This window comes from Blautia liquoris (assembly GCF_015159595.1).
Classification (GTDB): domain Bacteria; phylum Bacillota; class Clostridia; order Lachnospirales; family Lachnospiraceae; genus Novisyntrophococcus; species Novisyntrophococcus liquoris.
The window spans coordinates 470429-490126 of record NZ_CP063304.1; the positions used below are offsets into that span (position 1 = coordinate 470429).

General features: G+C 42.5%; 20 protein-coding genes. All 20 read left to right on the plus strand.

Annotated features, from left to right (window positions below):
• Positions 1–27 precede the first annotated feature (27 nt).
• The 20 genes from mtaB to INP51_RS02340 all read left to right on the plus strand — a co-directional run bounded on the left by mtaB (position 28) and on the right by INP51_RS02340 (position 19633).
• On the plus strand, positions 28–1365 hold the full coding sequence (gene mtaB / locus INP51_RS02245; RefSeq protein ID WP_193736138.1) for a tRNA (N(6)-L-threonylcarbamoyladenosine(37)-C(2))-methylthiotransferase MtaB: 1338 nt from the start codon (positions 28–30) through the stop codon (positions 1363–1365).
• A gap of 58 nt (positions 1366–1423) precedes the next feature.
• A complete protein-coding gene (locus INP51_RS02250) occupies positions 1424–1693 on the plus strand; it encodes an IreB family regulatory phosphoprotein (protein ID WP_193736139.1) in 270 nt (89 codons plus the stop codon).
• 4 nt (positions 1694–1697) lie between these two features.
• On the plus strand, positions 1698–2132 hold the full coding sequence (gene ruvX, locus INP51_RS02255) for a Holliday junction resolvase RuvX (protein ID WP_193737203.1): 435 nt from the start codon (positions 1698–1700) through the stop codon (positions 2130–2132).
• A 74-nt stretch (positions 2133–2206) separates the two neighbouring features.
• The gene (locus INP51_RS02260) at positions 2207–2461 is read left to right on the plus strand and encodes a DUF1292 domain-containing protein (protein ID WP_193736140.1); all 255 of its coding nucleotides are present in this window, start codon (positions 2207–2209) and stop codon (positions 2459–2461) included.
• An 84-nt stretch (positions 2462–2545) separates the two neighbouring features.
• The gene (locus INP51_RS02265; protein WP_193736141.1) at positions 2546–4210 is read left to right on the plus strand and encodes a ribonuclease J; all 1665 of its coding nucleotides are present in this window, start codon (positions 2546–2548) and stop codon (positions 4208–4210) included.
• A 2-nt stretch (positions 4211–4212) separates the two neighbouring features.
• The gene (locus tag INP51_RS02270; RefSeq protein WP_193736142.1) at positions 4213–4554 is read left to right on the plus strand and encodes a YlbF family regulator; all 342 of its coding nucleotides are present in this window, start codon (positions 4213–4215) and stop codon (positions 4552–4554) included.
• A gap of 14 nt (positions 4555–4568) precedes the next feature.
• Positions 4569–5069, plus strand: coding sequence for a hypothetical protein (locus INP51_RS02275; protein ID WP_193736143.1), 501 nt, complete (start codon positions 4569–4571; stop codon positions 5067–5069).
• 2 nt (positions 5070–5071) lie between these two features.
• Positions 5072–5719, plus strand: coding sequence for an O-methyltransferase (locus tag INP51_RS02280; protein ID WP_193736144.1), 648 nt, complete (start codon positions 5072–5074; stop codon positions 5717–5719).
• A 15-nt stretch (positions 5720–5734) separates the two neighbouring features.
• Entirely contained in the window at positions 5735–6964 is a 1230-nt protein-coding gene (locus tag INP51_RS02285) for a peptidase U32 family protein (RefSeq protein WP_193736145.1), read from the plus strand.
• Positions 6965–7052: 88 nt separating this feature from the next.
• Entirely contained in the window at positions 7053–7673 is a 621-nt protein-coding gene (gene sigK, locus INP51_RS02290; RefSeq protein WP_193736146.1) for an RNA polymerase sporulation sigma factor SigK, read from the plus strand.
• Positions 7674–8110: 437 nt separating this feature from the next.
• Positions 8111–9688, plus strand: coding sequence for a YifB family Mg chelatase-like AAA ATPase (locus INP51_RS02295; RefSeq protein WP_193736147.1), 1578 nt, complete (start codon positions 8111–8113; stop codon positions 9686–9688).
• Positions 9669–10538: a DNA-processing protein DprA gene (gene dprA / locus INP51_RS02300; RefSeq protein WP_193736148.1), complete on the plus strand. Its 870-nt coding sequence runs from the start codon at positions 9669–9671 to the stop codon at positions 10536–10538. The genes INP51_RS02295 and dprA overlap by 20 nt, the downstream gene beginning before the upstream one ends.
• 122 nt (positions 10539–10660) lie before the next feature.
• A complete protein-coding gene (gene topA / locus INP51_RS02305) occupies positions 10661–12745 on the plus strand; it encodes a type I DNA topoisomerase (RefSeq protein WP_193736149.1) in 2085 nt (694 codons plus the stop codon).
• A 161-nt stretch (positions 12746–12906) separates the two neighbouring features.
• Positions 12907–13716, plus strand: coding sequence for a GTP-sensing pleiotropic transcriptional regulator CodY (codY, locus tag INP51_RS02310; RefSeq protein ID WP_193736150.1), 810 nt, complete (start codon positions 12907–12909; stop codon positions 13714–13716).
• Positions 13717–13990: 274 nt separating this feature from the next.
• Positions 13991–14263, plus strand: a complete 273-nt coding sequence (locus INP51_RS02315; RefSeq protein WP_193736151.1) for a co-chaperone GroES — start codon at positions 13991–13993, stop codon at positions 14261–14263.
• Positions 14264–14308: 45 nt separating this feature from the next.
• Positions 14309–15931 carry a chaperonin GroEL gene (groL, locus tag INP51_RS02320; RefSeq protein WP_193736152.1) on the plus strand — a complete coding sequence of 541 codons (1623 nt, stop codon included), beginning with the start codon at positions 14309–14311 and terminating at the stop codon, positions 15929–15931.
• Positions 15932–16101: 170 nt separating this feature from the next.
• Positions 16102–16797 carry a hypothetical protein gene (locus INP51_RS02325; protein ID WP_193736153.1) on the plus strand — a complete coding sequence of 232 codons (696 nt, stop codon included), beginning with the start codon at positions 16102–16104 and terminating at the stop codon, positions 16795–16797.
• Positions 16798–16800: 3 nt separating this feature from the next.
• Positions 16801–17304: a DUF6106 family protein gene (locus INP51_RS02330; protein WP_193736154.1), complete on the plus strand. Its 504-nt coding sequence runs from the start codon at positions 16801–16803 to the stop codon at positions 17302–17304.
• 74 nt (positions 17305–17378) lie between these two features.
• On the plus strand, positions 17379–18833 hold the full coding sequence (gene guaB / locus INP51_RS02335; protein WP_193736155.1) for an IMP dehydrogenase: 1455 nt from the start codon (positions 17379–17381) through the stop codon (positions 18831–18833).
• 83 nt (positions 18834–18916) lie between these two features.
• Positions 18917–19633 carry a peptidoglycan recognition protein family protein gene (locus INP51_RS02340; protein WP_193736156.1) on the plus strand — a complete coding sequence of 239 codons (717 nt, stop codon included), beginning with the start codon at positions 18917–18919 and terminating at the stop codon, positions 19631–19633.
• Positions 19634–19698 lie beyond the last annotated feature (65 nt).

The following is a 19698-nucleotide window of genomic DNA, read 5'->3' on the forward strand; positions in this document are numbered from 1 at the left end:
ATATTTAGAGAAAGTAGGGAGAATATAATGAGCAGGACAGTAGCTTTTCATAACCTGGGATGTAAAGTTAACGCTTACGAGATGGAGGCCATGCAGCAGGAACTTGAGGAAGACGGATATCAGGTTGTCCCATTCTCACCCGGAGCAGACGTCTATATTATCAATACGTGTACGGTTACGAACATCGCAGACAGAAAATCCAGACAAATGTTGCACAAGGCCAGAAAGATGAATCCTCATGCGGTTGTAATTGCAGCCGGGTGTTATGTGCAGACGCAAGGCGAAAAAGTTGTGAAAGATTCGGCGATTGACATTGTATTAGGGAATAATGAGAAACATAAGTTGACAGAAATCCTGAAAGAATACAAAAATGCAGATCTTTTCGATAATAAGGAAAAAACAGACGCGGACATGCATATGATTGATATTAATCACACCAGTGAATACGAGCCGTTATCTATCGCACGGACTGGAGATTACACCAGAGCATATATTAAAGTCCAGGATGGGTGCGATCAGTTTTGCTCTTACTGTATCATACCTTTCGCCCGGGGACGTGTCAGAAGCCGTCAAAAGAAAGATATCATAGAGGAATGCAGGAGACTTGCAAAAAACGGTCATCAGGAGATGGTGCTCACAGGGATACATCTGAGCTCCTATGGGAAGGACTTTGAGGAAAAGGACTCTTTCTTAGACTTGATCCGTGCAGTTTGTGAGATTGACGAGGTAAAAAGAGTGCGGCTTGGATCACTAGAGCCGCGGATTATTACGGAGGAGTTTGCAAAAGAAATTTCCTCTCTCGATAAGGTTTGTCCGCACTTTCACCTTTCACTTCAAAGCGGCTGCGATGCAACACTTGTACGGATGAATCGAAAATATACATCGAGGGAATATATGGAAAGCTGCAGGATATTGCGAAACTACTATGAAAATCCCGCACTTACGACCGACATTATCGTGGGATTCCCCGGTGAAACATCAAAAGAATTCGAGGAGTCGAAAGCTTTTGTAGAATCAATTCATTTCTTCGAGACACATGTATTCAAGTATTCAAAAAGAGAAGGAACCAAGGCGGCTGCGATGCCCTGTCAGATTCCGGAGAATGTAAAACATGAACGAAGCCAGATTTTGATCACTCTGGACAAAAAAAGACGTGTTGAATACATGGACCAGTTTGCAGGAAAACGGGTAGAGGTGTTATTTGAAGAACTGCAGGAGATCGATAACGAACGGTATTATACAGGCTATACCCGCGAATATATCAGAGCTGCAGTCAAATCTGAGACTTCGCTTTCCGGTACACGGGTGCCGGTTATCATTCACTCCCAAAAAGATAATTTGCTTCTGGGCGAAACTTGCCATTGAATTTTTTCGTAAAGTATATTAGAATGAAATAGATATCAATGAACGAGGACGTGAAAAAATGACGGATTTAGGTAATACACAATACTTTAAAGTCAAAGGTGAGCCGGAGATTCAGGTGAAAGAAGTTCTGGACGTGGTGTATAATGCAATGTCAGAGAAGGGATATAATCCTGTGAATCAGATTGTAGGGTATATTATGTCCGGAGATCCGACTTATATTACCAGCTATAAGGGCGCCCGCAGCATGATTATGAAAGTAGAGCGGGACGAGCTCGTCGAAGAGCTTTTAAAAGAGTATATTAAGAATGAATCCTGGAAGAGAGACTAGCAGGATGCGTATACTGGGGTTAGACTACGGCTCTAAGACAGTGGGCGTCGCAGTGAGCGACCCCCTTGGGATTACGGCTCAGGGGGTAGAGATAATAAGAAGAAAGTCTGAGAATAAGCTGCGTCAGACACTTGCCCGTATTGAAGAATTGATTAAACAGTATCAGGCAGATCAGATCGTGCTTGGATTTCCCAAACATTTGAACAATGATATTGGAGACAGGGCTGTGAAATCTCTGGAATTTAAAGAGATGCTTGAAAAGAGAACAGGCCTGAATGTTGTCATGTGGGATGAGAGATTTACAACTGTCGAAGCGAACAGAACATTGATAGAAGCGCAGGTGTCGAGAGAGCATAGAAGATTATATGTAGATCAGATTGCAGCAGTATTTATCCTGCAGGGATATTTGGATTATTTGTCCAATCAGAAATCAGAATGAAATGCCTGCTCTTGGAAATACTAACTTGCAGGTGTATAATTGTTGCTATTTTTGATGGCAAAAGGACGTAAACTATGGAAAAAATAAAATTTATATCGGAAGATGGAAGTGAAGTGGATTTTTTCGTGGAAGAACAAACCATGGTAAATGGTACCAGTTACCTATTGGTTTCAGATTCTGACGAGGATGAGGCGAATGCTTATATTATGAAGGATGTTTCCAGGGAATCCGAACCTGAGGCACAGTATGTTATGGTGGATGATGATATCGAATTCGATGCTATAGCAGGAGTATTTGCCCAGATGTTGGATGATGTGGACCTCCGGTAAAAATTTAAGCGTTGTATAGCAGGGAGATGACAGAAGAAGATCTTCTTGTTTTGTGTGTTCAAAAAAAATGGAGGTATATGCTATTTGAAGAAAAAAAGTGAAAGTAAATTAAAGATCATTCCTCTTGGCGGATTAGAGCAGATTGGAATGAACATCACTGCCTTCGAGTATGAAGACAGTATTATTGTAGTGGACTGCGGTCTGGCATTCCCCGAGGATGATATGCTGGGGATTGATCTTGTGATCCCGGACGTCAGTTACTTAAAGGACAATATAGATAAAGTAAAAGGGTTTGTGATAACCCATGGACATGAAGACCATATCGGTGCACTGCCTTATGTGTTAAAAGAGGTCAATGTCCCGATCTATGCGACAAGGCTTACGATAGCCTTAATTGAAAACAAATTAAAAGAACACAACCTTCTTCGCTCGACAAAGAGAAAAACAATAAAATACGGACAGTCTATTAATTTAGGCGCTTTTCGAATTGAATTTATTAAGACAAACCATAGTATACAAGATGCAGCAGCCCTGGCGATCTACTCACCGGCAGGAACAATTATTCACACAGGGGACTTTAAAGTAGATTATACTCCAGTATTTGGTGATACCATAGATCTGCAGCGTTTTGCGGAAATTGGGAAAAAAGGTGTCCTTGCACTCATGTGTGACAGTACCAATGCAGAACGACAAGGCTACACAATGTCGGAACGCACGGTTGGAAAGACCTTTGACAATATTTTTTCAGAACATAAGAATACTCGTATCATTATAGCTACATTTGCGTCTAATGTCGACCGTGTGCAGCAGATTATCAATTCTGCCTACAAGTTTAAGAGAAAAGTTGTTGTAGAAGGGCGCAGCATGGTAAACGTCATAGGAACTGCATCTGAGCTGGGGTATATCAAGATCCCGGAAAATACCCTGATTGATATCGATCAGATGAAGAACTATCCGGATAATCAGATGGTTATGGTTACAACGGGAAGCCAGGGGGAATCTATGGCAGCACTATCCCGTATGGCTGCTGATTTACACAAGAAAGTGACAATTAAACCGGGGGACACGATTATATTCAGCTCGAATCCAATTCCGGGTAATGAAAAAGCTGTATCCAAGGTTATCAATGAATTGATTGCCAAGGGCGCAGATGTTATATTCCAGGATGTGCATGTCTCAGGACATCCATGTCAGGAAGAGATTAAGCTTATCTATTCTCTGGTAAAACCGAAGTATGCAATCCCTGTACACGGGGAACTCCGTCATCTGACAGCACAGGCGAAGGTTGCAGGGACGCTCGGAATACCGAAGGATCGTATTTTTATTCTGAGATCAGGCGACGTACTCGAATTAGATGACAAAGATGCCGCTGTGACCGGAAAGGTACACACAGGAGCCATCATGGTAGATGGTCTTGGAGTTGGAGATGTTGGAAATATTGTTCTGCGTGATCGCCAGCATCTGTCAGAAGATGGAATCATGATTGTGGTTCTGACACTGGAAAAATACAGCAATCAGCTTCTGTCCGGACCCGATATTGTATCACGCGGATTCGTCTATGTCCGCGAAGCCGGAGATCTGATGGGCGAGGCGAGATCCGTGGTCGAAGAGGCTCTCGACAACTGTCTCAGACATAAAATCAGTGACTGGGGTAAGATTAAGACGGAGATCAGGGAAGCATTAAGCGATTTCATCTGGAAGAAGACAAAGAGAAGGCCGATGATTCTTCCGATCATTATGGAGGCTTAATAATGTCGGATGAGGTGACACGCCAAACTGAGGCGCTTGCCAGCGCGATTGTAAACAGTGAGGAATACCAGACATTACAAAAATATGAAGAACAGTTAAAAGAGAAGCCGGATCTTCGCAGGAAGATTGATCATTTCAGGGATAAAACTTATCGTTTCCAGCAGCAGGAGGGAATTGATCCCTATGAGGAAGTGGACAAACTTGATCAGGAGTTTGTCCAGCTTCGCAGTGATACACTGGCAAATGCATACCTGGAAGCTGAGCTTGCTTTTTGCAGAATGATGCAGAATATTCAGGAGGCTCTTGTGAAAAATCTGGATATCGCCATACCGGATGAGGTTTAGCAAAGGAGAGGCATATGGCAAAGAAAAAGAAGGATACCGGCTATAAAGCAGCCTTGTTTGGTGCCAGAGGAATCTTAAAGACACTCATATATATCTGTGGTCTTGTGATCATCTTATATCTGGGAAAGACTACTTATACATTTGGTTATGATGTATTTAACCAAAAGCCTGTTGCTGAATCGGAAGCTAAGGGTCAGGATGTCACCGTGGTTGTAAAGGACGGAACATCTACTTATGGGATCGGGAAACTGCTTTATGAGAAGGGACTGATCACAGGTGGCCCCAGAGTTTTTTGGGTACAGGTTCGTACGTCAGACTATTATGGCAAGCTGGAAAAAGGAACGTATATCCTGAATACCCATCAGACAGTGGATGATATGCTAAAGATACTATCAAAAGAAGAAACAAAAGGGCAGCCGTCCGAAGAAGATGAGGGAGAAGAGGGAGGCAGCGAAGAAGACGCAGCTTCCGTGCCCCCGACAGAGGAGGAAGGCACCCAGGAGGGCGGAGAATAAAATTGATTGTTGATGAGCGAATGACGACATTCATCAATTCAATGGATACCTCGAACACGCCATATCTTGAGAAGCTGGAACAGGAGGCGAAAAGGTCTTATGTTCCGATTATCCGAAGAGAAATGCAAAGCTTTTTAAAGGTATTACTTACAATAAAGAAGCCAAGGAGAATCCTGGAGGTGGGAACCGCCATAGGATTCTCTGCTCTTTTTATGGCGGAATACGGACCAAAGGATTGTGAGATAACAACAATAGAAAATTATGAAAAGAGAATCCCTATTGCCAGAAGAAATTTCTTAGAGGCAAAAAGATCAGACCAGATTACTTTGCTTACAGGGGATGCGAAAGATGTGCTGAAGACTCTGGAAGGATCCTATGATATGATTTTTATGGATGCAGCGAAAGGACAGTATATCAATTTTCTGCCCGATGTTTTGAGACTGATGGAAGAGGGAAGTATACTTGTCTCGGATAACGTTCTGCAGGAAGGGGACATCATAGAATCTCACTATATTGTAGAGCGCAGGAATCGTACCATTTACAAACGCATGCGGGAATATCTCTATACACTGAAACATCACGATGAGCTTGTGACGGCGATTATACCGCTGGGAGACGGAATCACCTTAAGCGTCAAGAAACAACAGTAAAAGATGGAGGCAATTATGAGAAAACCGGAGTTATTAGTGCCGGCAAGTAATCTTGAAGTGTTAAAAATAGCCGTGATATATGGTGCAGATGCGGTATATATCGGCGGAGAGGCATTTGGCCTGAGGGCAAATGCAAAGAACTTTTCGATGGAGGACATGAGAGAGGGTATACGTTTTGCTCATGAGCATCAGGTAAAAGTCTATGTGACGGCCAATATTCTTGCCCATAATGGAGATCTTGACAGAGTCAGAGAATATTTTGAAGCACTAAAAGAAATCAGGCCGGATGCATTGATCATCTCGGATCCGGGAGTCTTTCAGATCGCGAAAGAAGTCTGCCCCGAAATCGAGAGACATATAAGCACACAGGCAAACAATACCAATTATGGAACCTTTCGGTTCTGGTATCAGCAGGGCGCAAAGAGAGTAGTCGCTGCACGCGAACTCTCTCTTTCAGAGATCCGGGAAATGAAGAGAGAGATTCCAAAAGATCTTGAGATTGAGGTGTTTGTCCATGGAGCGATGTGTATGTCCTATTCAGGCAGATGCCTGCTCAGCAACTATCTGACCGGGCGAGATGCAAATCAGGGTGCCTGTACACATCCCTGTCGATGGAAATATTCTATTGTCGAAGAGACGAGACCAGGGGAATATATGCCGGTCTATGAGAATGAACGAGGCACTTATATCTTTAACTCGAAAGATCTTTGCATGGTTGAACATATACCAGATCTTTTTGATGCCAAAATTGACAGTTACAAGATTGAGGGCCGCATGAAGAATGCACTGTATGTCGCTACGGTTGCGCGTACCTACAGAAAGGCAATTGACGATTATCTTCGAGACCCTGCGATCTATGAGAAACATATGCCGTGGTATCAGGAGCAGATTTCGCACTGCACATATCGTCAGTTTACCACTGGGTTTTTCTATGGAAAACCAGGGCAGGAATCTCAGATTTACGATAACAACACTTACATTCAGTCTTACACGTACCTTGGAATTGTGGGCCAAAGAGATGAACGCGGGTATTATAGTATAGAGCAGAGAAACAAGTTTTCCGTTGGTGAAGAGATTGAGATTATGAAGCCGGATGGAAGCAATGTGACAGCGACAGTAAATGCCATCTATAATGATGACAAAGAGGCGATGAACTCGGCACCGCATCCAAAACAACAATTATGGATAGATTTGGGACACGAGATGGATTCTTTTGATATTCTTCGAAGAAAAAACATGTCTTAATCTGTCAAAAAATAAAAGGGACAGTTGGAAAAGCACAAATTCGTTGGTTCAATCATAGAATAGATTGAAATCCTCTTCGAGGTGCAGCTTGAAAACTTTCCAAAAGCCCCTTTGCGCGCGTGATGAAAAGATATACCTGAAAAAATTTCAAAATGGAGACCTCAGTGCGAAAGATGTTCTGATTGAACATAATATGCGTCTGGTGGCTCATGTCGTCAAGAAGTATCAGGGGGTGGCGGAGGACCAGGAGGATCTCATCTCTATAGGTACGATTGGCCTGATTAAAGCGGTGGATACGTTTGATTACAATAAAAGCAGCAAACTGGCCAGTTATGCGGTTCGCTGTATAGATAATGAGATTCTGATGTTCCTTCGCTCCCGCAAAAAGTTAAATAAAGAGGTGTCTCTTTATGAATCCATAGGAACCGACAAGGAAGGGAACGAAATACATCTTATGGATGTGATTGAAGGGGATGCCGAAGATACGGAAGAGCAATATCTGCAAAAGGAGGATGTGAGAAAGCTCTATGAGCTGATCGAGCAGATATTGACAGAACAAGAATATAAGGTCATCTGTATGCGGTATGGGTTATATGGCACAGAAGGCCTTACTCAGCGCGCCATAGCAGCGCAGATGGGTATCAGCAGATCCTATGTATCAAGAATCGAAAAAAATGCAGTTATTAAGTTGAGAAACCATTTTAAATGACACACTAATCCTGCAAGTATTTAAATTTTGCCCTGATCGGGGTAATTGGGGTCACATTCCCATATTTCTTCGGGTCAAAAGGTCATGCTTTTTCATGCAAGCATGAAACGCAGGACCTTTTGACCCCTATGATACACGGATTACTCCGCACTTTGTGCTCACGTAATCCTACAAACATTCGAAATACACCCTAATCGGGTTGCTTTCTCATGTTTGTTCGGGTCCCAAGGTCATGCTTTTTCATGCAAGCATGAAACGCAGGACCTTTTGACCCTAGTATCATATATATTTGTGTTGACACTTTTTATTTCAGATGTATAATTTATTCATAGAGCAAATCAAACAATCCGGTTCTCGGATGAAACAATGTCCTTTTGGACTCAGGCAAGTTTTTATTCTTTTTGATTTCCTAGGTTTGTTAATTTACTGGAGGTATTATGTTTTGTAGTGTTTTGTCGGCTGCAATCTATGGGATTGATGCCGTAAAAGTACAGGTGGAGGCCGATGTAAGCGACGGGATGCCACAATTTGTTATGGTGGGTTCTGTGTCTTCAAGGGTAAAAGAGGGGCAGGATCGCGTAAAAACAGCTCTGCGGAATGCAGGTGTAGCCTTTCCGCCAAAGAGAGTGACGGTCAATCTTGTCCCTGCTGATATCAGGAAAGATGGATCAAGATTTGATCTGCCGGTAGCTGTGGCGTTTTTAAAGGCTGTCGGGAGGATTCCACCAAAATCACTTTCTGACGCCATGATCATCGGAGAAGTGCGCTTAAACGGTGCAATACAGGGTGTTACAGGGGTACTCTCAACCGTCCTTTTGGCCAGAAAAGAAGGCCTTTTAAGATGCGTGATACCGCATGACAATATAATAGAAGCAAAGGCAGTAGATGGGATCAAAGTGATTGGCGTCGCTTCCCTGCAGCAGCTGATTGCCTATTGTATTGATGAAACGCAGACGGAGGAGGAGAATATTGTTTTGCCAGTCAGTGAGAGGAAAGACTATGATGTGGATTTTCAAGATCTTGTCGGACAAGAATATGTAAAGAGAGCTGCTTTGATCGCTGTCTGCGGTTTTCATAATCTACTGCTGAGGGGAGGACCGGGAAGTGGCAAGACTATGCTGGCAAAGTGTCTTCCTACGATTATGCCGCAGCTGACAAAAGAGGAAAGTCTTGAACTTTCCAAGATTTACAGTGTGGCAGGATTACTCCCCAAAGATGAGCCGGTTATAAAGAGGCGGCCCTTTAGACAGCCGCATCATACGATATCGTTACAGGCATTGGCCGGCGGCGGGCGGATACCGATCCCGGGAGAGATCACTCTGGCTCATCATGGAGTCCTTTTTCTGGATGAGATTGCCGAGATACCAAAAAAGACGATTGAGATCTTAAGACAGCCTCTGGAGGAACATCAGATTGTGATATCAAGAATAGGAGGAAGATTTACATTCCCTGCTGATTTCATGTTGGTGGCGGCGATGAATTCCTGTCCCTGCGGTTATTATCCTGATACGAATCGGTGTACCTGCAGTATGTCTGAGATTATAAGATATAGAAATAAAATCAGTCTTCCACTGCTGGACCGAATGGATCTGTGTGTGGAAGTACCGTCTCTTCGGTATGAAGACCTCACGGGAAATGATAGGCGGGGTCAATCATCAGAAAAGCTTCGACAAATTGTATGCCGTACGCAGCAGATACAGCGTGAGAGATTTAAAGAAAAAAATTACGAACAATCTAATATCATACGATTAAACAGCAGTCTGTCTTCGTCGGACATAGAAAGATTCTGCCCGCTGACCCCAGATGCCGGGAAACTCCTGAAACAGGCTTTCGAGATTTATGGCCTTACGGCAAGGGGGTATCATCGGATTATAAAAGTTGCGAGGACGATTGCGGATATGGAGGAGAGTGATATGATTCGGGCAGAACACGTCAGTGAAGCGATCTGTTATAGAAGCCTTGATAAAAGAGCACTTTGGAAGGAAAGTGAAACGTATGACAGCAAAACATTATGAATACATAAAGATAGAGGACCCTAGATATCCCATGCGCCTGAAGATGATTCCCAAAAGGCCGGGCGGCCTTTATGTAAAAGGTGAGCTTCCCGGAGATGATCTGCCCTCTGTTGCAATTGCCGGCGCCAGAGCATGCTCTTCTTATGGAAAACAACAGGCCTTCGAGTTTGCAAAAGTACTTGCAGGGCAGGGAGTTCAGATTATCAGTGGTCTGGCCTATGGTATAGATGCCAGCGCACATGAAGGGGCGCTGGCGGCAGGAGGAAAGACTTTCGCAGTTTTAGGATGTGGTGTGGATATCTGTTATCCAAAAGAAAACTATCCTGTATATAGAAGAATGATCGAAAGTGGAGGAGTTCTCTCTGAATTCGCCCCCGGATCAGCCCCGAAGCCATGGCACTTCCCAATCCGAAATCGCTTGATCAGCGGTCTGGCAGATGCAGTACTCATCGCAGAAGCAAGGGAAAAAAGCGGCTCCCTGATCACGGCCGACTACGCACTGGATCAGGGAAAGACGGTTTTTGCACTGCCGGGGAGAGTATCGGATGCCCTGAGCAAAGGGTGCAATTACCTGCTTTATCAAGGGGCGCAGGTCGCATATGAACCGGGCTGTATTTTAGAAGAGTTGGGAATTTTTGCGGGTAAAACTGACAAAAAAGAAAAAAACTTTTCAAAAGAAGAACAGGAAGTTTATGATCACCTTGAAATTTGGCCCAAAAGTCTGGGCAAACTTGTGGATGAGACAGGACTAAAAATGCCGGTTTTATCTGGAATTCTGCTGTCTTTGCAGCTTCAGGGTACTGCCGTGGAATCATACAGAAACTATTGGCGAAAATATGGAGAATTTTAGCTCCATATCTTCGAATTTTTTGAAAATGGATGCCCCTATCCGGGAAAAAGAACTTGCAAGAAAAAATAAATTGGTGTATAGTGGTTAAACTGTAACAACATAGAAATAGGAGGCATCATTAGATGGCAAAATATCTTGTTATCGTGGAATCACCGGCGAAAGTAAAAACGGTGAAAAAATTCCTTGGAGCCAATTATGAAGTAGCAGCATCAAACGGACATGTTCGTGATCTTCCAAAGAGCCAGCTTGGAATTGATGTGGAGCATGACTTTGAACCAAAATATATTACAATCAGAGGGAAAGGCGAACTTCTCGCCGGCCTTAGAAAATCAGCAAAAAAGGCGGATAAGGTCTATCTTGCAACTGACCCGGATCGTGAAGGGGAAGCAATTTCGTGGCATTTGTCAAAGGCTTTGAAGCTGGATGACAGTAAGATGCGACGTATAACGTTCAACGAAATTACGAAGAATGCCGTAAAGGCTTCGATAAAAAGTGCCAGAGATATTGACATGAATCTGGTGGATGAGCAGCAGGCCCGCAGATGTCTGGACCGTATGGTGGGATATGAGATCAGTCCGCTGCTCTGGAAAAAAATAAAACGTGGTTTAAGTGCGGGGCGTGTTCAGTCTGTTGCGCTGCGTATCATAGGTGACCGGGAAGATGAGATCAATGAATTTATTCCTCAGGAATACTGGTCACTGGATGGGCAATTTCATATTCCAGGTAAAAAAAAGGAACTGACGGCTCACTTTTATGGTAAAAATAAAAAGAAAATCAACATAGAGTCGAAAGAAGAATTAGATGATATCTTGAAAGAACTTTCTGACGTCAGTTTTCAAGTTTCGGAAGTAAAGAAAGGAGAGCGAATAAAAAAAGCTCCGCTTCCTTTTACAACCAGTACTCTGCAGCAGGAAGCAGCGAAAGTTTTGAACTTTTCAACTTCCAAGACAATGCGCATTGCCCAGCAATTATATGAAGGAGTAGATACAAAAGGCGGACTAATCACCTATCTGCGTACCGATTCTACTCGTATTTCTGCAGAGGCGAGTCAGATAGCAAAAGAGTATATTAATGAACAGTATGGCCGGGAATATACTTCTGATGTGGCTTCCACGGAGAATAAAAACAAGAAGGCACAGGATGCCCATGAAGCAATCCGGCCTACAGATATTACGAGACTTCCGGCTATGATTAAAGAATCCTTGTCAAGAGATCAGTTCCGTCTTTACCAGCTGATCTGGAAAAGGTATACGGCCAGCCGCATGCATCCAGCGATATATCTGACCCATTCGATTAAAATTACAGGCGGAGATTATTTATTTACAGTCTCTGCATCCGAGCTGAAGTTTGATGGTTTTATGTCTGTCTATACGCAGGATGAAGATCAAAAGAAGAGTGATAACCTTCTTTTGTCTTCCATCGAGCAGGGAACCGATCTGAAGTTAAAAAAATTTATACCCGAACAGCACTTTACTCAGCCACCGGCTCATTATACGGAGGCATCTCTGGTTCGGACATTGGAAGAGTTAGGCATCGGACGACCCAGTACGTATGCCCCCACGATTACCACGATATTGTCACGACGGTATGTTACGAAGGAGAAGAAGAATCTCTACATGACGGAGCTTGGCGAAGTGGTGAACTCAATGATGAAAAAGGCATTTTCGACAATTGTAGACGTGAATTTCACCGCGAATATGGAAGCACTGCTCGACAAAGTCGGTGACGGAAGTGTTGAGTGGAAAACCGTTGTCAGAAATTTCTGGCCGGATCTGAAAGAATCTGTGGACCGCGCGGAGGAGCAGCTGGAACGTGTAGTGATAGCTGATGAGGTGACGGATGTCATCTGTGACAAATGCGGGCGCAATATGGTCATCAAATATGGACCACATGGTAAATTTTTGGCCTGCCCCGGTTTCCCTGAATGCAGAAATACAAAACCGTATCTGGAAAAGATTGGTGTAAAGTGCCCCAAGTGCGGTGGCGAGATTATACTGAAAAAGACGAAAAAAGGAAGACGGTATTATGGATGCGAGCATAACCCCGACTGTGATTTTATGACTTGGCAGAAACCTTCGAATGTGAAATGCCCCAAATGTGGCGGTTATATGCTGGAAAAGGGAAATAAGCTGGTATGTGCCAATGAGCAGTGTGGATATGTCACACAAAAACCAAAAGAGGAAAACGATGTAGATACCAGATCTTAAAGTTTTCAGACAATATCTTGCATAGATTTGTGTTTTGTGATAAACTGTCTTAGAGGTGAAATGCAATCTATATTTAACTAAATTAGATGTATGATTACTGTAGGCTTATTGAATTGTAGCACAAAAAATAATATCTAAAATTTTTAGAAAGGAGTATCGTTATGAGTGTACAGTTATTAGATAAAACTAGAAAGATCAATAAACTGCTTCACAATAACAATTCTACAAAGGTTGTCTTCAGCGACATTTGCAAGGTTTTGAGTGAAACATTGAATTCTAATATTCTGGTTATCAGTAAAAAGGGAAAAGTTCTGGGAGTTGGACTCAGTAATGATGTCAGGGAGATTACGGAGTTAATTGATGATAAGATTGGTAATCATATTGATTCGCTTTTGAATGACAGATTCTTGAGCGTCTTGTCAACGAAAGAGAATGTAAATTTGGAGACACTAGGTTTTGAAGGTGAACAATTTCAGCAGTACAATGCGATTATAGAGCCAATCGATATTGCCGGTGAACGTCTTGGCACTGTCTTTATGTACCGATGTAATACGAATTATGATATTGATGATATTATTGTAAGTGAATATGGAACTACGGTGGTTGGTCTGGAGATGATGCGTTCTGTCAACGAGGAGAATGTAGAGGAGAATCGAAAAGTCCAGGTTGTTAAATCTGCTTTCAGCACGTTGTCCTTTTCAGAATTAGAGGCAATCATTCATATCTTTGATGAACTCGAAGGGGACGAGGGAATTTTGGTTGCCAGCAAGATTGCAGACCGGGTTGGGATTACAAGATCTGTGATCGTGAATGCACTTAGAAAATTCGAAAGCGCCGGTGTAATTGAATCCAGATCCAGTGGCATGAAGGGAACGTACATCAAAGTATTAAATGACTATATTTTTGATGAACTAGATGAAATAAAGACCAAAAATACCTTCAAGGGTCATGAGAGAAAAAACCAGAAATAATTATTGTCGGGCAGATTCCGAAAGGAACCTGCCTTTTTCATGAGTGTTTCCGCAATCAGGGAGCCATGGCTTTGGAAACCTTGGTACAATAAATTTAAATATTGAGAAATCAATAGAAAACAAGAGGTTTAGAAAGAAAAAATAAGATAATACTATAAAATACAACGATAAATACAGTTGCGATTTCTGACCAGAATCACTAATATAAGAGACATCGAGTAGCACTCAACGACATCGAGTGCTAATAAAGAAAAATCTAAGGAGGTAACATAGAATGAAGTTAGTACCATTAGGTGACAGAGTTGTATTGAAACAGTTGAAAGCGGAGGAAACTACAAAATCAGGTATTGTTCTTCCGGGACAGGCGCAGGAGAAACCACAACAGGCAGAAGTTGTCGAAGTTGGACCTGGCACTGAAGATGTAAAGATGGAAGTTAAGGCCGGCAATCAGGTTATTTATTCCAAATATGCCGGAACAGAAGTAAAATTGGGTGATGAGGAATATATCATTGTAAAACAGGAAGATATACTTGCAATTGTTGAATGAAAAGTTTTAAATTATTAGATAAAATCAGACAGGAGGCTATTAGATATGGCAAAGGAAATTAAATACGGAGCAGAAGCAAGGGCGGCTCTGGAAACAGGTGTTAATAAATTATCTGATACGGTCAGTGCTACTCTCGGACCGAAAGGAAGAAATGTAGTTCTGGATAAACAGTTTGGCACACCACTCATCACAAATGATGGTGTTACTATCGCAAAAGAGATCGAGCTGGAAGATGGCTTTGAAAATATGGGTGCACAGCTGATTAAAGAAGTTGCTTCTAAGACAAATGATGTTGCCGGTGACGGAACAACAACAGCTACAGTTCTTGCACAGGCGATGGTAAATGAGGGTATGAAGAATCTGGCAGCAGGTGCTAACCCTGTAGTTATCAGAAAAGGGATGAAGAAAGCAACAGATAAAGCTGTGGAACTTATTTCCGGGATGAGTCAGGCTGTAGAAGGCAAAGAGCAGATGGCCAGAGTTGCCGCGGTATCTTCCGGCGATGACGAAGTTGGTCAGATGGTTGCAGATGCCATGGAAAAAGTATCCAACAACGGCGTTATTACAATTGAAGAATCCAAGACAATGCAGACAGAACTTGATTTGGTGGAAGGTATGCAGTTTGACCGCGGATATATCTCTGCTTATATGTCAACAGATATGGAGAAGATGATCGCAAATCTCGATGATCCATATATCTTAATCACTGATAAGAAGATCAGCAACATTCAGGAGATTCTTCCACTCTTAGAGCAGATCGTTCAGTCTGGTTCAAGCCTGCTGATCATTGCAGAAGATGTTGAAGGTGAGGCATTGTCTACCTTGATTGTAAACAAACTTCGTGGAACCTTCAAAGTTGTTGCTGTGAAGGCACCGGGATATGGCGATAGGAGAAAAGAAATGCTTCAGGATATCGCAGTTCTGACTGGCGGTACGGTTATCTCTGAAGAACTTGGATATGAGCTGAAAGATACAACTATGGATCAGCTAGGACGTGCAAAATCTGTCAAGGTTGAGAAAGAAAACACAACAATTGTAGACGGAATCGGCAATAAGGCAGACATTGATGCCAGAGTTGGACAGATACGCGCGCAGATTGAAGAGACAACATCTGATTTTGATAGAGAGAAATTACAGGAAAGACTCGCAAAGATGGCAGGCGGTGTCGCTGTTATCCGCGTCGGTGCTGCAACAGAGACAGAGATGAAAGAAGCAAAACTTCGTATGGAAGATGCTCTGAACTCAACAAGAGCAGCAGTGGAAGAAGGAATCATCGCAGGAGGCGGTTCTGCTTACATCCACGCTTCAAAAGAACTTGAATCATTCACGGAATCTCTGGAAGGCGATGAGAAGACAGGTGCAAAGATTATTCTGAAAGCACTGGAAGCACCTCTGTATCATATTGTTGTCAATGCAGGACTCGAGGGTTCTGTAATCATTAATAAAGTAAAAGAATCAGAAGTTGGAATCGGATTCGATGCTTATAATGAAAAATATGTTGATATGGTTAAGGCAGGCATCCTGGATCCATTTAAAGTATCCAGAAGTGCATTACAGAATGCAACAAGTGTTGCTTCTACCTTGCTTACAACAGAATCCGTAGTTTCCACAATACCTGAAGAAACTCCGGCAGCACCAGCTGGCGGTCAGGGAATGGGTATGATGTAATTGGCAATATGTAAGTAAAAAAAGGAGCTATGCGCATAGACGCTGGCTCCTTTTTATGATATTATGATACCTAGGGTATAAAGTGCGGAGCAATTCGCAGGTATCAGAAATAAGAATGTAGTACAGAAGTCAACATAAACCAAAGTTAAAGAATTATGGAGTGTACTAGCATGAGCAGACAAGAGAAAGAGAAGGGTCCTGCCAAACATCATCGCTATGAGTCAGACATGACCAGAAAAGAAAAAAGAGAGATTGAGAAAGAAAAGCTCTCGACGATGAGCATTGGCGGAAAGCTGGGATATATCTGGACATATTACAAAGGAGCCATGGCGGCCATCCTTGGGGTGATTTTATTGATCGTGGTTATTCTCCAGCTGGTCGAGAATTCCAAATATCATACGATATTAAATGTCAGTGTTGTCGATGCACAAACTATGGAGGAGCAGAGTAAGATACAGGATGAATTACAAAAACAGTTTGGTACAAAGAATAAATATGATCAGATTACATTTGACACATCTTATATGATGGGAGAAGATGTCGAAAAAGCGGATTATAACACAGTGATGAAGTTTACTACAGTGATAGCCGCAAAAGATATGGATGTTTTGATCACAACGCAAAATGTTTACAACCATTATAAAGAGCAGGAGATGTTTCTGGATCTCTCTTCATTATTTACGCCAGAGGAATGTGAGAAGCTCGGTATATCGAAAGGGACAGATATGCTGGATATCACGAATACACCGTGGCTTGAAAAGCATAAGTGGGTTCAATACGAACCCGTGTATCTTACTGTTATCAGCAATACACAAAATCAGGACAAAGTAAAAGAATTTATCACTGCGGTTGAGGAGGAGAAATAACAGATGAGCGATTTGTATACAGAAGTTTTAGTAGAGAAAAAATTCACCGGAAAAGATATGGCAGTTAAGGTAATCCTGATATTTTTAACCGTACTTGCAGCGATAGCAGGTATTCTGATCCATCCGATGATTCTGATAGCTGCACTGGCTTTTGGTATTGCAGACTATTTTCTGATTCCAAGATTAAATATGGAATATGAATATCTTTATGTAAATGGAGAGCTTGATATAGACAAGGTTTTTTCGAAACAAAAGAGAAAAAAGGCCGGAAGTTACACTTTGAGTAAGATGGAAATTATGGCACCGCTTAACTCTCACCAGCTTGATTCCTATCGAAACAATACAAACATTAAAACGGTTGATTATTCCTCCGGTAAAGCCGATCACAAAACATATGCGGTTATTATTCCAGGAGATAAAGGGTTGGAGCGTCTTCTTTTTGAGCCGAATGAAATAATAATCAAAGATATCAAGAGTAAAATGCCGAGAAAAGTATTTACGGATTGACATCTCTTTTATATTTTGGGATACTAGGATTAAAAGATGTTTGTCAAAAGTAATTTGAAGAACGGAGGATATAGATGGGAACGATTATTGGCGAGGGAATCACCTTTGATGATGTGCTGCTTGTTCCTCAGTACTCAGAAGTGACCCCGAATATGGTTGATTTAAGTACACATCTGACGAAAAGCATCAAGTTAAATATTCCTATGATGAGTGCCGGAATGGATACAGTGACAGAACATCGTATGGCAATTGCCATGGCAAGACAGGGTGGTATCGGCATTGTTCATAAAAACATGTCAATTGAGCAGCAGGCAGATGAAGTGGATAAGGTAAAGCGTTCTGAAAACGGTGTCATCACGGATCCCTTTTACTTATCCCAGCACCATACGTTACAGGATGCAAGCGATCTGATGTCAAAATATCGGATTTCAGGAGTTCCGATCACTGAGAATGGAAAACTTGTGGGGATTATCACAAATCGTGATCTGAAGTTTGAAGAGGATTTTTCAAAACCGATTAAAGAAAGTATGACTTCCGAAGGTCTGATAACGGCAAGGGAAGGGGTTACTCTTGAAGAGGCAAAAAAGATCCTCGCAAAGTCCAGAAAAGAGAAACTTCCAATCGTAGATGACAGTTTTAATCTGAAAGGTCTGATCACGATCAAGGATATTGAAAAACAGATTAAATATCCGGCATCGGCAAAAGACTCACAGGGGCGTCTTCTCTGCGGTGCGGCAGTTGGAATTACAAGCAATATTATGGAACGAGTGGATGCTTTGGTGAAGGCACATGTTGATGTCATTGTTATTGACTCGGCCCATGGACACTCCGCTAATATACTCCATACACTGAAAGAAATGAAATCCTTTTATCCAAACCTTCAGGTTATCGCGGGAAATGTCGCGACAGCTGAGGCAACAAAAGATTTGATTGCTGCAGGAGCAGATGCAGTTAAGGTGGGAATCGGACCGGGATCCATATGCACAACCCGTATTGTCGCAGGAATCGGAGTTCCACAAATCACTGCGGTTATGAACTGTTATGCAGAGGCAAAAAAGTCGGAAATTCCGATTATAGCAGATGGAGGAATTAAGTATTCCGGAGATATGACAAAGGCCCTTGCTGCAGGTGCAAATGTGTGTATGATGGGAAGTATTTTCGCAGGCTGTGATGAAAGTCCGGGAACTTTTGAGCTATTTCAGGGAAGAAAATATAAGGTTTACCGCGGCATGGGATCAATCGCGGCTATGGAAAATGGAAGCAAAGACCGATATTTCCAGTCGGATGCTAAAAAGCTAGTACCGGAAGGTGTGGAAGGGCGTGTCGCTTATAAGGGACTGCTGGAAGACACCGTATTTCAGTTGCTGGGAGGAATCCGTTCCGGAATGGGATATTGCGGAGCTAAAGATATTGAGACACTAAAAGAAACAGGGAAATTTGTGAAAATTTCTGCAGCTTCTCTGAAAGAATCTCATCCTCATGATATCCATATTACAAAGGAAGCACCGAATTATAGCTTAGATGAGTAAGAGACAATCATGCAAAGTTTCAGCCGACTCTTTCGAGAATTGAGTCTGAAATTTTGCATGTTTTTTCCAGAGGAGTAATAGTTATGATACATAAGAAGAAGTCTCACAGGAGGTTGTCGAAAGCATACAGACGCCGCCGCCGTATTGTCTATCGAAACAGGGCAGTACTTGTATTATGTATGGCACTGTTGGTGTGGACCTGTGTATGGGGAATTAGAAGAAAAGTGTCTGATGGAGGAGCAAATCAGGCAGTAATAGCACAGACATCTGTAGACTGGAGGGGAGCACCGGCAATTAATGTACAGCTTCTGACGCCGAATCAATATTCGCGTCCGCAAAAGAAGCTTCACGCAGTCAAGGGGATCGTGATTCATTATACCGCCAATCCCGGGACAACAGCTCAGGCAAATCATAATTATTTTGAAGGATTAAAAGATGGATCGGGTGTTTATGCCAGCAGTCATTTTATTGTGGGACTTGATGGGGAGGTTGTACAGAACATTCCCACCACCGAAGAGGCATATGCCTCTAATTCACGAAATGATGATACGATATCTATTGAGACCTGCCATCAGGATGAATCAGGTTCATACAATGAGAAAACGTATGCGAGTATGGTTCAGCTGACCGGATGGCTGTGCGTAAGATATCATCTGGATACAGAGGATGTAATCCGGCATTATGACATAACAGGGAAGATATGTCCCAAGTACTTTGTCGACCATGAGGATGCATGGAAACAGTTTAAAAGGGATGTTTCAGACAAGATCAAAGAAATTAAGACTGAACAGAGGGGGTGACGAGACGAACAATTTGCTGTAAATTCAGAAAAAGGATTCTCTAAGTTTAGACATATTTATTTCGG

Bases quoted from the DNA above. Each gene is read 5' to 3' on its own strand.
- INP51_RS02270 (WP_193736142.1), top strand. From the start codon at position 4,213: ATGTCGGATGAGGTGACACGCCAAACTGAGGCGCTTGCCAGCGCGATT.
- INP51_RS02325 (WP_193736153.1), top strand. From the start codon at position 16,102: ATGAGCAGACAAGAGAAAGAGAAGGGTCCTGCCAAACATCATCGCTAT.
- topA (WP_193736149.1), top strand. From the start codon at position 10,661: ATGGCAAAATATCTTGTTATCGTGGAATCACCGGCGAAAGTAAAAACG.
- dprA (WP_193736148.1), top strand. From the start codon at position 9,669: ATGACAGCAAAACATTATGAATACATAAAGATAGAGGACCCTAGATAT.
- INP51_RS02315 (WP_193736151.1), top strand. From the start codon at position 13,991: ATGAAGTTAGTACCATTAGGTGACAGAGTTGTATTGAAACAGTTGAAA.
- INP51_RS02260 (WP_193736140.1), top strand. From the start codon at position 2,207: ATGGAAAAAATAAAATTTATATCGGAAGATGGAAGTGAAGTGGATTTT.
- ruvX (WP_193737203.1), top strand. From the start codon at position 1,698: ATGCGTATACTGGGGTTAGACTACGGCTCTAAGACAGTGGGCGTCGCA.
- INP51_RS02340 (WP_193736156.1), top strand. From the start codon at position 18,917: ATGATACATAAGAAGAAGTCTCACAGGAGGTTGTCGAAAGCATACAGA.
- guaB (WP_193736155.1), top strand. From the start codon at position 17,379: ATGGGAACGATTATTGGCGAGGGAATCACCTTTGATGATGTGCTGCTT.
- INP51_RS02275 (WP_193736143.1), top strand. From the start codon at position 4,569: ATGGCAAAGAAAAAGAAGGATACCGGCTATAAAGCAGCCTTGTTTGGT.
- mtaB (WP_193736138.1), top strand. From the start codon at position 28: ATGAGCAGGACAGTAGCTTTTCATAACCTGGGATGTAAAGTTAACGCT.
- INP51_RS02285 (WP_193736145.1), top strand. From the start codon at position 5,735: ATGAGAAAACCGGAGTTATTAGTGCCGGCAAGTAATCTTGAAGTGTTA.
- INP51_RS02330 (WP_193736154.1), top strand. From the start codon at position 16,801: ATGAGCGATTTGTATACAGAAGTTTTAGTAGAGAAAAAATTCACCGGA.
- codY (WP_193736150.1), top strand. From the start codon at position 12,907: ATGAGTGTACAGTTATTAGATAAAACTAGAAAGATCAATAAACTGCTT.
- INP51_RS02250 (WP_193736139.1), top strand. From the start codon at position 1,424: ATGACGGATTTAGGTAATACACAATACTTTAAAGTCAAAGGTGAGCCG.
- groL (WP_193736152.1), top strand. From the start codon at position 14,309: ATGGCAAAGGAAATTAAATACGGAGCAGAAGCAAGGGCGGCTCTGGAA.
- INP51_RS02295 (WP_193736147.1), top strand. From the start codon at position 8,111: ATGTTTTGTAGTGTTTTGTCGGCTGCAATCTATGGGATTGATGCCGTA.